Source organism: Protofrankia sp. CiP1_Cm_nod1, from assembly GCF_920888515.1.
Taxonomy (GTDB): domain Bacteria; phylum Actinomycetota; class Actinomycetes; order Frankiales; family Frankiaceae; genus Protofrankia.
In genome coordinates this window covers 1-13618 of sequence record NZ_CAKKTM010000161.1, presented here as the reverse complement: position 1 = coordinate 13618, position 13618 = coordinate 1, and the positions used below count along the sequence as shown (strand labels likewise).

At 73.0% G+C, this 13618-nt stretch carries 11 protein-coding genes; 8 read left to right on the top strand and 3 right to left on the bottom strand.

Going from position 1 to position 13618, the window contains the following annotated elements; genetic code table 11:
- Nucleotides 1–13: 13 nt before the first annotated feature.
- Nucleotides 14–700: a class I SAM-dependent methyltransferase gene (locus NBX02_RS07900; RefSeq protein ID WP_250290658.1), complete on the bottom strand. Its 687-nt coding sequence runs from the start codon at nt 698–700 to the stop codon at nt 14–16.
- Nucleotides 701–797: 97 nt separating this feature from the next.
- Here NBX02_RS07900 and gmd point away from each other — a divergent pair, with 97 nt between their 5' ends.
- The gene (gene gmd / locus NBX02_RS07895) at nt 798–1823 is read left to right on the top strand and encodes a GDP-mannose 4,6-dehydratase (protein WP_250281208.1); all 1026 of its coding nucleotides are present in this window, start codon (nt 798–800) and stop codon (nt 1821–1823) included.
- Nucleotides 1824–1974: 151 nt separating this feature from the next.
- On the opposite strand, the gene NBX02_RS07890 is transcribed toward gmd, so the two are convergent.
- The gene (locus tag NBX02_RS07890) at nt 1975–3141 is read right to left on the bottom strand and encodes a glycosyltransferase family 4 protein (RefSeq protein ID WP_250281206.1); all 1167 of its coding nucleotides are present in this window, start codon (nt 3139–3141) and stop codon (nt 1975–1977) included.
- Nucleotides 3142–3433: 292 nt separating this feature from the next.
- On the opposite strand from NBX02_RS07890, the gene NBX02_RS07885 reads away from it, so the two are divergent.
- The 5 genes from NBX02_RS07885 (at nt 3434) to NBX02_RS07865 (ending at nt 9738) form a co-directional block, all read left to right on the top strand.
- The gene (locus NBX02_RS07885) at nt 3434–4945 is read left to right on the top strand and encodes a DUF362 domain-containing protein (RefSeq protein WP_250281205.1); all 1512 of its coding nucleotides are present in this window, start codon (nt 3434–3436) and stop codon (nt 4943–4945) included.
- On the top strand, nt 4942–6441 hold the full coding sequence (locus tag NBX02_RS07880; RefSeq protein WP_250281203.1) for a phenylacetate--CoA ligase family protein: 1500 nt from the start codon (nt 4942–4944) through the stop codon (nt 6439–6441). Before NBX02_RS07885 ends, NBX02_RS07880 begins: the two co-directional genes overlap by 4 nt.
- A gap of 193 nt (nt 6442–6634) precedes the next feature.
- Nucleotides 6635–7675: a glycosyltransferase gene (locus NBX02_RS07875; protein WP_250290657.1), complete on the top strand. Its 1041-nt coding sequence runs from the start codon at nt 6635–6637 to the stop codon at nt 7673–7675.
- 57 nt (nt 7676–7732) lie between these two features.
- The gene (locus NBX02_RS07870) at nt 7733–8734 is read left to right on the top strand and encodes a glycosyltransferase (RefSeq protein ID WP_250290655.1); all 1002 of its coding nucleotides are present in this window, start codon (nt 7733–7735) and stop codon (nt 8732–8734) included.
- A complete protein-coding gene (locus tag NBX02_RS07865) occupies nt 8731–9738 on the top strand; it encodes a glycosyltransferase family 2 protein (protein WP_250281195.1) in 1008 nt (335 codons plus the stop codon). The genes NBX02_RS07870 and NBX02_RS07865 overlap by 4 nt, the downstream gene beginning before the upstream one ends.
- Before the next feature lie 194 nt (nt 9739–9932).
- On the opposite strand, the gene NBX02_RS07860 is transcribed toward NBX02_RS07865, so the two are convergent.
- Nucleotides 9933–10763, bottom strand: a complete 831-nt coding sequence (locus NBX02_RS07860; RefSeq protein ID WP_250290652.1) for a class I SAM-dependent methyltransferase — start codon at nt 10761–10763, stop codon at nt 9933–9935.
- A gap of 366 nt (nt 10764–11129) precedes the next feature.
- Here NBX02_RS07860 and NBX02_RS07855 point away from each other — a divergent pair, with 366 nt between their 5' ends.
- Together NBX02_RS07855 and NBX02_RS07850 are read left to right on the top strand one after the other, a co-directional pair.
- Nucleotides 11130–12356 carry an acyltransferase family protein gene (locus NBX02_RS07855; protein ID WP_250281191.1) on the top strand — a complete coding sequence of 409 codons (1227 nt, stop codon included), beginning with the start codon at nt 11130–11132 and terminating at the stop codon, nt 12354–12356.
- The coding region (locus tag NBX02_RS07850) for an acyltransferase family protein (protein ID WP_250290651.1) at nt 12353–13618 on the top strand (1266 nt) is incomplete at its 3' end. The genes NBX02_RS07855 and NBX02_RS07850, both read left to right, overlap by 4 nt.

The following is a 13618-nucleotide window of genomic DNA, read 5'->3' as shown; positions in this document are numbered from 1 at the left end:
GCGCCCGGCCGGCTCACGCCGCCCAGCTCGGCAGCGGCCGGGCCAGGAACACCGCCTGCGCGCACAGCAGGTTCGGCCGCCGCCGGGCCGCCCACCGGTCGAGCCGCCCGGTCACGCTCGACGACAGCACGTTGCGCAGCCGCCACCAGGGCAGCCCGCCGTCCGGCAGCGTCGTGACCACGTCCAGACCACTGTCACGGACCATTCGCAGGGCGGAGTCGAAGGTGAAGAACCGCAGGTGGGTGGCGTCCATCACGCCGGTCCGGGTGTATTCGAACCGGCCGCGGACGAACTTGGCCCGCTGGCTGTAGTGCAGGACGTTGGGCAGGGCCACCGCCACCAGCCCGTCCTCGGCGACGACCCGCCGGGCCTCCGCCAGCAGCCCGGCGGGGTCGGCGAGGTGCTCCAGGACGTGGGAGAGCAGCACCAGGTCGTAGGAGCCGTCCGCGGCGAAGGGCAGCCCCTTGGTGAGGTCGTGCAGGTGGACGGTCTCGCACACCTGCTCCGCCGCCGCCAGTTCGGCCGGGTCGTTGGTGATCCCGGTGACGCTCCACCCGCGTGCGGCCAGCAGCCGCGCGTTGTCACCGGCCCCGCAGCCGCAGTCGAGCGCCCGGCCGGGCTCCCGGCGGATCAGGTCGAGAAGGATCTTGTTGCCGGCGTTGCGGTATCGCAGATCGGTGGAGATCTCGGTGGACATCATACTGTTCCCCTACGTGCGGTGACGATGGAACGATGCGGGTTCACTACTATGCGCAATATATCGCGTACTTGAAGTAACAGAAAGAGGGTGTCACCGCATGCCACACGCTCTGATCACCGGCATCACCGGCCAGGACGGGCTGTACCTGGGCGAGCTTCTGCTCAGCAAGGGCTACGAGGTGTTCGGCCTGGTCCGCGGCCAGTCGAACCCGAAGGTCGCCGTGGTCGAGAAGATACTGCCCGGGGTCCGTCTCCTGGAGGGCGACCTGACCGACCTGCCGTCCCTGATCGGCGCGGTCGAGACCGCCCAGCCCGACGAGGTCTACAACCTGGGCGCGATCTCCTTCGTCGGCCTGTCCTGGCGGCAGGCGGAGCTGACCGGGGAGACGACCGGCATCGGCGTCCTGCGGATGCTCGAGGCGATCCGGATAGCCACCTCGGACGAGATGTCGCGCGTCCGCTTCTACCAGGCGTCGAGCTCGGAGATGTTCGGCAAGGTGCGCGAGACCCCGCAGCGGGAGACCACCGCCTTCCACCCGCGCTCCCCCTACGGGGTCGCGAAGACCTTCGGCCACTACATCACCGTCAACTACCGCGAGTCGTACGGCGCCCACGCCGTGTCCGGCATCCTGTTCAACCACGAGAGCCCGCGCCGGGGCACCGAGTTCGTGACCAGGAAGATCACCCGAGGGGTCGCCCGGATCGCGCTCGGGGCGCAGGAGAAGATCGCGCTGGGCAACCTCGACGCGCGGCGGGACTGGGGGTTCGCCGGCGACTACGTCGACGCCATGTGGCGGATGCTCCAGCGCGACACTCCCGAGGACTACGTCATCGCCACCGGGAAGACGCATTCGGTGCGCGACCTGCTCGACGTCGCGTTCGGCCACGTCGGCATAGCCGACTGGGGCCCGTACGTCGTCCAGGACCCGCGCTTCCTGCGGCCCGCCGAGGTCGACGTGCTCGTCGGGGACGCGTCCAGGGCGCGGGACCTGCTGGGCTGGCGGCCGGCCGTCGACTTCCGCGCCCTGGTCGCGATGATGGTGGACGCCGACCTGGCCGCCGCACGCGGCGAGCGTGACCATGAGCAACATGTCGCGCCCGCCGCGCCCGGCGGGCAGCGGTGAGCAACGTGCCGCGCCCGCCGCGGCCGCCGCGCCCGGCGGGCAGCGGTGAGCCCGTCCCCACGCGCGGCGGCAGCGTCCCGCGGAACTGAACGACCGCCAGGCCGTCACGGCCGTCACCGCGACGTCCCGGTGTCGTCGTCATGAGGAGCGCTCAGCCCGCCAGGACGCCGGGACGGGCCTCCTCGGCCGGGGCCGGCGCGTCCCGGCCGAGGAGGATCCGGCGGGTCTGCTCGGCGTAGGCCTCCGGGTCGGTCACCATCCGTGCCCATTCGCGCGCCCGCCCGCCGGACTCGGCCAGCCGGCCCCGGTCCGACAGCACCTGTCCCAGCAGCTCGGCCAGGGCCGGGGCGGACTCGTCCACCGGTGACCAGCCGGTCATCCCGGCGACGTAGGCGTCGGACGAGCCGCCGGAGAACGGCGCGACGACCGGGCAGCCGGCGAGCTGCGCCTCGACCAGCACGATGCCGAAGCCCTCCCCGCTGCTGGGTGTGCGCACCCTGGTCCGGGTGCACAGCGCGAACAGGTCGGCGGCCCCGTAGAGCCGCGCCAGCTGCGCGTCGGGCGGCGAGACGTACAGCTCGGTGTCCGCCCGGGCGAGCAGGTCGACGAGCTCGGTGGGCGCCGGGCCCTGGCCCGCCACGACCAGGCGCACCGCGCCGACGCGCTCGCGTGCCCGGCGGGTCGCCTCGACCAGCTCCGCCACGCCCTTGCCGCGCCACTCCGGCAGCCGGCAGACGGTGAGCACCACCGGGACGCGGTCCGCCGCGGCCGGCCGCGGGGTGCGCAGCAGGGTCTGCCGCCAGCCGGGGTCGATGCCGGGCGGCAGCACCGCGGGGACGCCCAGCGACAGCATGGCGCCCGCGCTGAAGCTGCTGATCGTCAGCGGCCGGGCCCGGGAGAGCCTGGTGAGCAGTGTCCGGGACAGCGGCCGGGTGCCCCAGATGTCGGTGCCGTAGAACGCGACGAACGAGCGCGACGGCCGGGCCGCGGCCGTGACCGCCGCCGCCACCGGGATGAGGCCGGGATGCCCCACCAGCAGGCAGCGGATGGGCGCGTGGCGCCGCGCGGCGAGCACGGCGCGGGCGGCGAAGTCGGCCTTTGCCGCAAGCGTGGGGCGGCGGCCGGGGGCCAGCAGGTCCACCCTGCGTACCCGCGCGCCCGACCCGTCGAGTGCCCGTTCGACCGTGGCGAGGTAGCGCTCGATGCCGCCGCCGAGTCCCAGCGACGGGGCAAGTAGCAGAACGTCACCGGCCTGGCCGGTATGGCCCGCATGACCGGCCCGCCGCGCGCGACGATCATTACGTATGGAGTTCATCATGTCACACATTGTGCTCGAGAAAGGTGCGGAACCGACGACACCGGCAGCACCGACGCGCCAGCCCCGAACGCGCGCAGTGCCGCCACACCCCGACCAGGGCGCGGCTTCCCGGTGATACGACACACCCGATCCAGTCCTCGCATTCCGTAGTAGAGTCGTTACTCTGAGGTTAGATGCACCACCGTCCGCTATCTACCGACCATCCACTCGCAGGCCGGTACGCGCGACACCCGACCGCCTCGGCCGTGGCGGCACCCCCACGGCCGAGGCACTCCTACCGATAAGGCCGGACATGCCGGGAATGCCAGAGAACATCACCGCCCCGTACCGGGTGGCGGTCACGCGGACGCGGACGGCGTCCTATCCCGACGTCGTCCCCTTCTCCCCGGACACCGCGTATCCCGAGTACGCGCACGGGCACCTCGGCCCGGCGGCGAACCCGGTGTACGCCGGCGTCCGCCGGGCCCTGGCACTGGCCGGGCTGGACGCGGCGAACGTGGACACCGCACGCTGGAACCCGCTGGCCGGCCTCGTCCCCCCGGGCGGGACGGTCGTGCTCAAGCCCAACCTGGTACGTGAGCGCCACCCGCGGGACCCGCAGGGCTGGCGGTACGTGCTCACCCACGGCTCCGTGGTGCGCGCCGTCGCCGACTACGCGTTCGCCGCGGTCGGGAGCGCCGGCCGGGTGGTGATCGCCGACGCGCCGCAGACCGACTCGTCCTTCACGGCGATCGTGAGCCTGCTCGGCCTGGACGAGCTGCGCCGGTTCTACCGGGAACGCGGGCTGCGCCTCGACCTGGTCGACCTGCGCCAGGAGGAGTGGACCACGGTCGACGACGTCGTGGTGGCCCGCCGCCGGCTGCCGGGCGACCCCGGCGGCGCGATCGCCTTCGACCTCGCCGCGGCCAGCGAGTTCGTCGGCCACGGCGGCGCGGGCCGCTACTACGGGGCCGACTACGACAGCCGGGTGGTGAACTCCCACCACAGCGGCGGCCGGCACGAGTACCTGCTCTCCGGCACGGCCCTGCGGGCCGACCTCGTGGTGAACCTCCCCAAGCTGAAAAGCCACAAGAAGGCCGGGATCACCCTCGCCCTGAAGAACCTGGTCGGGATCAACGCGGACAAGAACTGGTTACCGCACCACACCGAGGGCCGGCCCGGCACCGGCGGCGACGAGCATCCCAGCCGCAGCTCCCGGCACTCGCTCGAGCGGGCCGCGGCCACCAGGCTGCGCCGGGTGGCCATGCTCTCCCCCCGCCTGGGCGGCGGCATGCTGCGGCTGGCCCGCCACCGCGGCAGCCAGCTGTTCGGGGACGGCGACACCGTGGTACGCAGCGGTAACTGGTGGGGCAACGACACGGTGTGGCGCATGTGCCTCGACCTGAACAAGATCCTGGAGTACGGCCGGCCGGACGGCACCGTGGCCGACACCCCGGACCCGGGCCGGCGGCACATCGTCATCGTGGACGGGGTGATCGCCGGGCAGCGCAACGGCCCGATGAACCCCGACCCGCTGCCCGCCCGGTTACTGGCCTGCGGGACCACGCCGGCCGCGGTCGACGCGGCCGCGACGTACCTGTTCGGCTTCGACCCCGACCGGGTGCCCGTGGTCCGCCAGGCGTTCACCTGCCGCGCCCTGCCACTCGCCCGTGGTGACTGGCGTGACATCGAGATCATCTCCGACCACGGCCCGTGGCAGGGACGCCTCGGCTCACTGCCGGTCGAGACGGTCCTGCGGGCCGAGCCGCACTTCGCCTGGCAGGGGTACGTCGAACATCGGCCACCGCCGGCGGTGGCCCGATGACCCGGGCCCGGGCGGTCCCACCGGCGTCCCCACCGGCGTCCGCATGGACGTGTTCCCGGACGGCCGCCAAGGCGGCCGCGCGGGCGGTCCCGGCGCGGGCGGGCTCGGTGTTCGGCTCCCGGGCGGCCGCCGCCGTGTTCGACGCCGCCTGCGCCAGCCCGCTGGTGCGCGGCCACCTGCGCACGCTCGCCAGGCTGGAGGCGGCCGACGCGGCCGAGGTCCACCAGTGGCAGGTGTCCCGGCTGGCCCGGTTCCACCGGCGCTGGGGCCGGTCGGTGCCGTACTACCGGGAACGCCCGGAGTATCTCCAGGCCTGCCTGGAGGGCCGGCTCGACGGGCTTCCGGTGCTGGGCAAGGAGACCGTCCGCGGCCTTGCCGGCTCCTTCACCGGCCCTCGGGTGCCCGCCCGGCGGGTCACCACCGGCGGCACCGGCGGGCAGCCGCTGGACCTGCGGATCTCCTACGCGTCGTTCTTCACCGAGTGGGCCCACATCGCCCACGTGTGGGGACGGGCGGGGGTGCGGCCGACCGACCCGAAGATCACTTTCCGGGGCGGCAGCCTCGGCGCGGGCTTCGCCGGCCGGCCCGTCCTGTTCCAGCCGACGTACAACCACTTCCTGGTCTCCCCGTTCCACCTGTCGGACCGGACCTTCGCCGATCTGCTGGAGCGGCTCGGCGACTTCCGCCCGGTGGCCATCTGGGGGTACCCGTCGGCGGTCACGCCGTTCGCCCACTGGGTGGCGCGGACCGGGCCGCACCGCGCGCTCAGCCGCGTCCGCGCGGTGCTGCTGGCCAGCGAAGGGGCCTTCGACTGGCAGGTGGCGCTCTTCCGGGAGGTCTTCGCGGCACCGGTGGTCCGCTGGTACGGGCAGAGCGAGAAGGTGGTGTTCGCCGGTGAGTGCCCCGCCCGCCCCGGCGCCTACCATCTCGCCCCCACCTACGGCCTCACCGAGGTCGTCGACGGACGGATCGTCGGCACCGGGATGACCAACGCCGCCATGCCGCTGGTGCGCTATGACACCGAGGACGCCGGCACCCTGCTGCCCGCCGGCCCGCACGGCGCCCGCTGCGTGTGCGGCTCGTCGTTCCCGGTGCTCACCGACGTCCGCGGGCGCTGGGACCAGTCCCTGGTCTACGGGGCGGACGACGAGCCCATCTCCACCGCGGCCCTGAACTTCCACGACAGCGCCTTCGCCGTCTTCGACCGGTTCCAGTTCCGTCAGGAGCGCCGCGGCGAGGTGGAGCTGCGGGTGGCCGCCGCCCGGCCGCCGGGGGCCGGCGACCTGGCCCGGGCCCGCCGCCTCCTGCAGGAACGGGTGGGCGACCGGCTGCGGGTGTCGGTGACCGTCGTCCCCCCGGAAACGCTGCTGAGCGCCCGCGGCAAGGGGGTGACGGTGGACCAGCGTTACCAGCCGGCCCGGCCACCGGCGCGGGAAACGCGGGAAGCGCGGGAACAGCGGTGGGCACCCGGGAGCGCCGACGTGCCCGGCACATGACCCGAAGCGGCCCGGCCGGCTCACCCGGCCGCCGCCGGCGGGTTTCCGGGACCCTCCCGTTCCCGTGGAACCGCCAGTTCGCACAACCGGCCGGCTCCCGGACCGGAGGCCTTCCGGACCGGGTGTTTTCCGGGCCATCCGATTGCCGGGCCGGGAGTTCTCCGGGCCGGCCGAGGAGAGAAGTGGGGCGATCATGGACGTCACAACCGGATTCGGAACCACGGGGACGCCGCCGCCGGCGGACGACGGACCCGTCCTCGTCGACTGCGCCGGTGCCCGCATGGGCGGCGCGCTGCGTTTCCTGCTCGAGCTCGACGGGCATCTGGCCAGGGTCGAGCGCCCCAACGTCCGGGTGATCGGACGCGACCGGCCGATCACCGCGACCTGGCTCGCCCGGCGGGAACGGCTGGGGCGGTTCGCCCGGGTGATCTCCCTGAACAACGTCGGGTTCGCGGCGACCGCCGGCTCGCGTTACGTGCTGCTGCGCAATCCGCTGCACTTTCTCCGGCCGGCCGAACTGGAGCTCATCGGCACCCGGCTGGACTCCCGCATGGCCCGTCAGACCAGGATCGTCCGGCAGGCCGCCCGCCGCGCCGACTTCGTGGTCGTACCGGCCGCCAGCATGGCCGAACGGGTTCTCGACGCGGTCCCGGACCTGGTGTCCCGGCTGACCGTCCGCCCGCATCCGCTGTCGATGCCGCAGGCCGCCCCCGCCCAGCCGCGCGAGCCGCACCTGCTGCTGTGCCCGGTGCTGTTCTCGCCGTGGAAGGCCATGGCGACGTTACTGCGCCTGGTCGACCAGGCGGTCACGACGCTGGCCGCCGAAACCGGCGCCGACCTGCGGGTCGTCGTCACCGCCACCCGCGAGGAGGCCACCGCCGACGGGCTCGGCCCCACCGGCCACCTGGACTTCGTCGGCCGGCTGACACCGCAGGAGCTGACGCACCACCAGAACCGGTGCCGGGCGCTGATCTACCCGACGCGGATCGAGTCGTTCGGATATCCGCTGGCCGAGGCGCGGCTGGCCGCGCTGCCGGTGGTGGCGCGCAACATCGCGCACAACCGTGACATCGCCGGTCCCGTCCTCGTCCCGTACCAGTGGGAGGAGCCGGCGGAAATCGCCGCGGCCATCCACCGCGCCCTGAACACCACCTTCGTCCCGGAGCCGGTCAACCCGTTCGACCCGGACCGCTATTTCAACTGGCTGCTCGGCGCGCCGGAAAAAGCGGCCTGAGAACCCGGGTACCGGCCCACCCGAGAAAACCGGGAACACACATGAGAACCAGAGAACATGAAGACTGAGAACACCGGCACCGTCCTCGTCGACTGCGCGGGCGCGCGGATGGGCGGCGCCCGGCGGCTGCTTCTCGAGCTCGAGAGCTATCTCGCGGACAACCGTCGCCCGGACGTCCGCGTCATCGGCCGGGACCAGCCGGTCAGCCCGGCCTGGCTGATCCAGCGCGAACGGCCGTGGAAGCACCGCCGGGTGGTCTCCCTCAACAACGTCGGGTTCGTGGTGACGCCGGCCCGGCGCTGGCTGCTGCTCCACCAGCCGCAGCACTTCCTGGATCCCGAGGAGATCAGGAAGCTCGGCGGCCGGGTCGACCGGGAGATCCCGTGGCAGGCCCAGGTGGTGCGCCAGGCCGCCCGCCGCTCGGACATGATCGTGGTGCCGACCACCGGCATGGCCCGGCGGGTCGCCATGACCGCCCCGGATCTGTCGTCGCGCATCTCGGTACGCCCGAACCCGCTGTCGATGGCACCCGAACCGGTCACCGGCCGCAGGCCCGAGGTCTTCCTGTGCCCGGTGCTCTTCGCCCGGTGGAAGCGGATGGGCGACATCCTGCGGACCGTCGACGAGGCGGTGGACATCGTCCGGCGCGGCCACCGGACGGAGATCGAGGTGCTGGTCACCGCGACCCCGTGGGAGGCGCGTGCCGAAGGGCTCGGCGACGCGCGCCATCTGCGTTTCATCGGCCGGATCACGCACACCGAGGTGGCGCGGTACCGCCGGCGGTCGTGGGCGACCATCTACCCCACCCGCATCGAGTCGTTCGGCTACCCGCTGGCCGAGGCACGGCTGGCGGCGCAGCCGGTCGTCGCCCATGACACGCCGCACAACCGGGAGGTCGCCGGCGGCGCCCTCGTACCGTTCACCCAGGAGCATCCGGACGACATCGCCGACGCGATCCGGCGGGCGCTGGAGACCCGGGTGCCACCGGAGCCGGGCAACCCGTTCGACCGTGACCGTTACTTCGACTGGATGCTGGGCGCGACGGAGGCGACGTCATGATCCGGCCCGCGGCGCGGCCGTCCCGGTCGCCGGTGCCGTACGCGGCCCCCGCCACAGCCGGCGCGGCGCTCACGCCGCCACCGGGGTCCGTGCCGGTCACCGCGATCATCCTGGCCCGGGACGAACGCCGGGACATCGCCCGGGCGGTCCGCTCGGCCGGCTGGTGCGCCCAGGTGGTGGTCGTCGACTCCGGCTCCACCGACGGGACACCGCAGATCGCCCGGGAGCTGGGCGCCACCGTGTGGGAACAGCCCTGGCGCGGCTTTGCCGGCCAGCGCGAATGGGCCATGCGCCAGCCCGGCGTCCAGCACGACTGGGTGTACTTCCTCGACGCCGACGAATGGGTGCCCGTCGCGCTCGCGGCGGAGATCGCCGAACGGCTCGGCCGGGAGGACTGCGCCGCCTACACCCACCGGCGCCGGTTCTTCTTCCTCGGCCGCTGGATAGCCCACTGCGGGTGGTACGCCAACAGCTGGCAGGCCCGGCTGCTCGACCGGCGGTCCGCCTCGTTCGCCACCGCCGAGGAGTTCAGCGAACGCCCGTCGGTCAACGGCACGATCCTGCCCCTCGAACACGACGTCATCGACCAGGACAGCAAGGGCCTGGCCTGCTGGCTGCACAAACACATCACCTACGCGGAGCTGGAGGCACGCCGCCGCGGCACGTCGAGCGGACCGTTGCGGCAGCTCCGGCGGGTGCTCGGCCCCGACCGGGCGACGAGCAGCAGGCCGCTGTCGCGGGCCATCGCCCGCGACGTCGTCCTCCCCCTGCTGCCCTGCAAGATGGTGGTGACGTTCGTCTACATGTACGTGTTCAGGAGCGGCTGGCGGGACGGCTGGCAGGGGCTGGCGTTCTGCCTGCACCGGGCCTGGCACGAGAAGATGATCCGTCTGCTGGGCACCCCCGCGGCGGCACCGCAGGAAGCCGTCTACCCCCTGGATACCGCGCCCATTACGCCCATTACACCCACCGCGACAGCCACCGTCCTGTCGTCGGCACAGTGATCGGCGCGGCCCCGCCGGGCTGGCCGAGCCTCCTGCGCCGTGCGCCGACCGGACAGGAGCGGTCGGCGCACGGCGGTGGCCAGCGGCCGGTACGCGGGCTGGCGCGCGGGGCCTGCCGCCTGACCCACGGTGGCGGCCACCTGCGCCGGGGCGCCGTACCCTGGCTACAGCCAACCCGGCTACGGCCAACCCGGCTACAGCGTCGGTGTGGGTTCGGCCGGCGTGTCCCGGCTCGGCCCGGCGGGGCCCCGTCCAGCCGGGCCGGCTGAGCCGGCTGAGCCGGCCGGGGCATGCCGGCGCGCGGTGAGGACGTCGAGGAGGGGCTGGCCGGAGGCGCTGCCCGGGCCCGCCGATGACAGCCGGACCGCGGTGATCCCGACGTCGACGAGACCGGCGGCGAGCGCCAGGCCGGTCAGGCGTGTCCGGTCGGCACCGGCACCGGCACCGGCACCGGCACCGGCCGGGCCGCCGGGGCCGAGGGGAACGAGCAGGCCGCCGCCCGGCCGCAACGCGCGGCGGACGGTTTCCAGCGCCCCGCGCAGCAGGTCGTCGGGCAGGTCCCGGGTGAGGGTGAAGGAGTAGGCGAAGTCGACCGTCCGCCCCGCCCGGTTGAACTCCTCCGGCGTCAGGTACTCGACACGCGGGCCGGGGCTGACCGCGCGGGCGCAGGCGAGCGCGCCCCGCGAGGTGTCCACGGCGGCGACCGCGGCCACGTGACGGACGGTCCGGCTGGCCGCGTGGCCCGGGCCGCAGCCGAGTTCCAGCACGGTCATGCCCGCGGTGAGGGAGGGCAGCAGCAGCTCCCGCACGAGCCCCTCCCAGGAAGCGCCGGCCTGGCCCGCCGGCCCACTCGCGCCGGCGTAGCGGGCATCGAGCGACAGCAGCCGTGACGCCACCTGCCGGCGCCACCGCGGCGGTGTGGCGTCGAGCAGCGCCGGGGCCCAGCGGGCATCCAGGACCCGGCGCCCCCGGACTTTCCCGGAAATCGAACGGAACGGCCGGTGGGGCCGGCGGAGCGCATCCATTTTTCCCTTTCCTGTCATTCGTCAACCTGATACACCGGAATACCTGTGAAAACGAGTCACTGCGCGAAGCTTTGGAAGATCGCCACGAAGACAGCCGAAAGATGCCATCCGGCCCGGCTGGAAGCGTTCGCGTCCATGTTTCCGATTTTAGTGTCACACGGGCCCGGACGGATTCCCCGCCGGCATCGACGGGCGTGTCGGAAACCTTGAGATCAATCGATTATCGCTACGATAACTCCCAGTCGGTCCCCCGACAGCACTTCCCGGGCCGGTCCCCGGCGGCACTTTCCGGGACGGTCCCCGACGGCATTTCCCAGCCGGTTCCCCGACGGCACCGGCCACGACCGCGGCAATCGGAGACAATCGGTGTCACACCGGACAGCGACAACAGCGACCATCGCCACCGCATTCAGCCGGGACAACAGCCTCAATTTCCTCCGGCTGGTGTTCGCCCTCACCGTCGTCGTCGTGCACGCCTGGGCGCTCGGCGGGTTCGGTCTGGTCCGGATCGGCGACTACGACCCGGCCAGCGTCGCGGTGGACGGGTTCTTCGTCGTCAGCGGCTTCCTGATCACCCGGAGCCGGCTCGGGGTGGGTGGCACGGCCCGTTTCCTGTGGCACCGCACCCTGCGTATCATGCCCGGTTTCTGGGCGAGCCTGCTGGTCGTGGCGTTTCTCTGCGCGCCGCTGGCCTGGCGGCACGAGCGGGGCTCGTTCGACGGCTATCCGGTCACCGGGCCGCACGGGGCGGTCCAGTACGTGCTCGCCAACTCCCTGCTGAGGGTGCGCTTCTACGACGTCGCCGGCACGCCGTCCGCGGTGCCTTTCCCACCGCCGGGCTCGGGCATCCCGATCGGCTGGAACCATTCCATGTGGACGCTCTACTGGGACGCCCTGTGCTATCTCGGCATCGCCGTCCTGGCGATTTTCGGTGTCATCCAGCGGCGGCGGGCGCTCGTCGCGGTGGTCACCGCCTGCCTGTGGGCCGTGGTGGTGCTGCGCGAACTGGCGCCCGGCTACACTCCGGGGCCGCTCGGCGGTGTCTTCGCCGGCGGTGTCGGCCGGTTCGTCCTGATGTTCCTCGCCGGCTGTGTGCTGTACCTGTACGCCGACCGGATTCCGCTTTCCGGGAAGCTCGCCGCCGGCTGCGCGGCCGTGCTGGCCGTCTCGATGTTCCTGGACGATCCGCACATACTGCTGAATCTCCCGCTGGCCTACCTGTGTATCTGGCTCGGCATCCGGCTGCCGCTGCACCGGGTCGGCGCGGGCCACGACTTCTCGTACGGCCTGTACATCTACTCGTTTCCCGTCCAGCAGCTCGCGGCGGTGTACGGGGTGCAGCGGCACGGCGTCGTGGCCTATTTCGCGCTCTGCCTGTCCGTGACCGCCGTCGCGGCGGTACTGAGCTGGTTCTGTATCGAACGCCCGGCGCTGCGGCTGAAAAGCTGGACGCCGCGGCAGGTGAGGCACGGCCGGGCACGGCGGCGGGCCGGGCACGGCCGGGCACGGCGGCGGGTGCGTCCACCCGGGCCCGCGGAAGCGCTTTCCCTCGACGCCCGGGTCTCCCCCGGCAGCCGGATGGAGGAATCATGAACGGTCGCGGCGTACCCGGCCCGCGCCCACGCCCGGCGGCCCGCTCGCACCGCCCGCGGAAACCCACGGTCCAGAGCGCCTTCGGCCCCGACAACAGCCTGAACTTCCTGCGCCTGGTGTTCGCCGTCCTCGTCATGATCGCCCATGGCTGGGCACTGGGCGGATTCGGTCTGTTCCGGCTCGGGAAGTACGAGGTGAGCGCGCTCGCCGTCGACTCGTTCTTCGTCATCAGCGGGTTCCTGGTGACCCGCAGCAACGTGCGGGTGCGTGGCACCGCCCGTTTCCTGTGGCACCGCTTCCTGCGGATCTACCCGGCGTTCTGGGTCTGCCTCGTCGTCGTCGCCGGGTTCTTCGCGCCGCTGGGATGGCTGCACACCCACGGCTCGCTCGACGGTTTCCTGGGCGCGCCCCACGGGCCGCTGCGGTACATCATCGACAACAGCACGCTGCACATGCGGTTCTACGACGTCTCGGGGACTCCGGCCGGCGACGCTGTGTCCGGGGCGGCCGGGGCGGCCGGGGCGGCCGGGGCGGGCACAGCCTCCTGGAACGGCGCGCTCTGGTCGTTGTGGTGGGAGTTCCTCTGCTACCTCGGGGTGGCCGTCCTCGGCGTCCTCGGCGTGCTGCGACAGCGGCGGGTGGCCGTCGCCGGGCTGGCCGTCGCCATGTGGTCCGCGGTGGTCGTCCACCACCTCGCGCCGGGCTTCGCCGGCGCCGTGCTGGGCAGCCCCCTCGCCGAGGGCGCGCTGCGGCTGGGCCCGCTGTTCCTCTGTGGGTCGCTGCTGTTCCTCTACGGGGACCGGGTGCCGCTGTCGGGGCGGCTCGCGGCGGTGGCGGCCGTCGCCGTGACAGGCTCGATGTTCCTGCGTGAACCGCACCTGGTCCTGGGGCCGCCACTGGCCTACCTGTGCCTGTGGCTGGGCGTCCGGCTGCCGCTGCACCGGGTCGGTGCGCGCAACGACCTCTCCTACGGGCTGTACATATATTCGTCCCCGGTGCAGCATCTGCTGGCGTTGTACGGGCTGCACCGGCACGGCGCGGTGGTGTACTTCTCCGCGTTCACGGCGGGGTCGGTGGCGCTCGCCGCGGGCAGTTGGCTCGCGGTCGAGAAACACGCGCTGAAACTGAAGCACTGGACGCCGGAACGCTTCCGGGTGGCCCGCCTGCCGGCCGTGGGGGCCCAGGGCGCCTGGTGGCGGGCCGGCGGCCGCGGCCTGCCCCGAACGGCGCCGCCCATGGCGCTGCCACGCCAGGGCAACGGG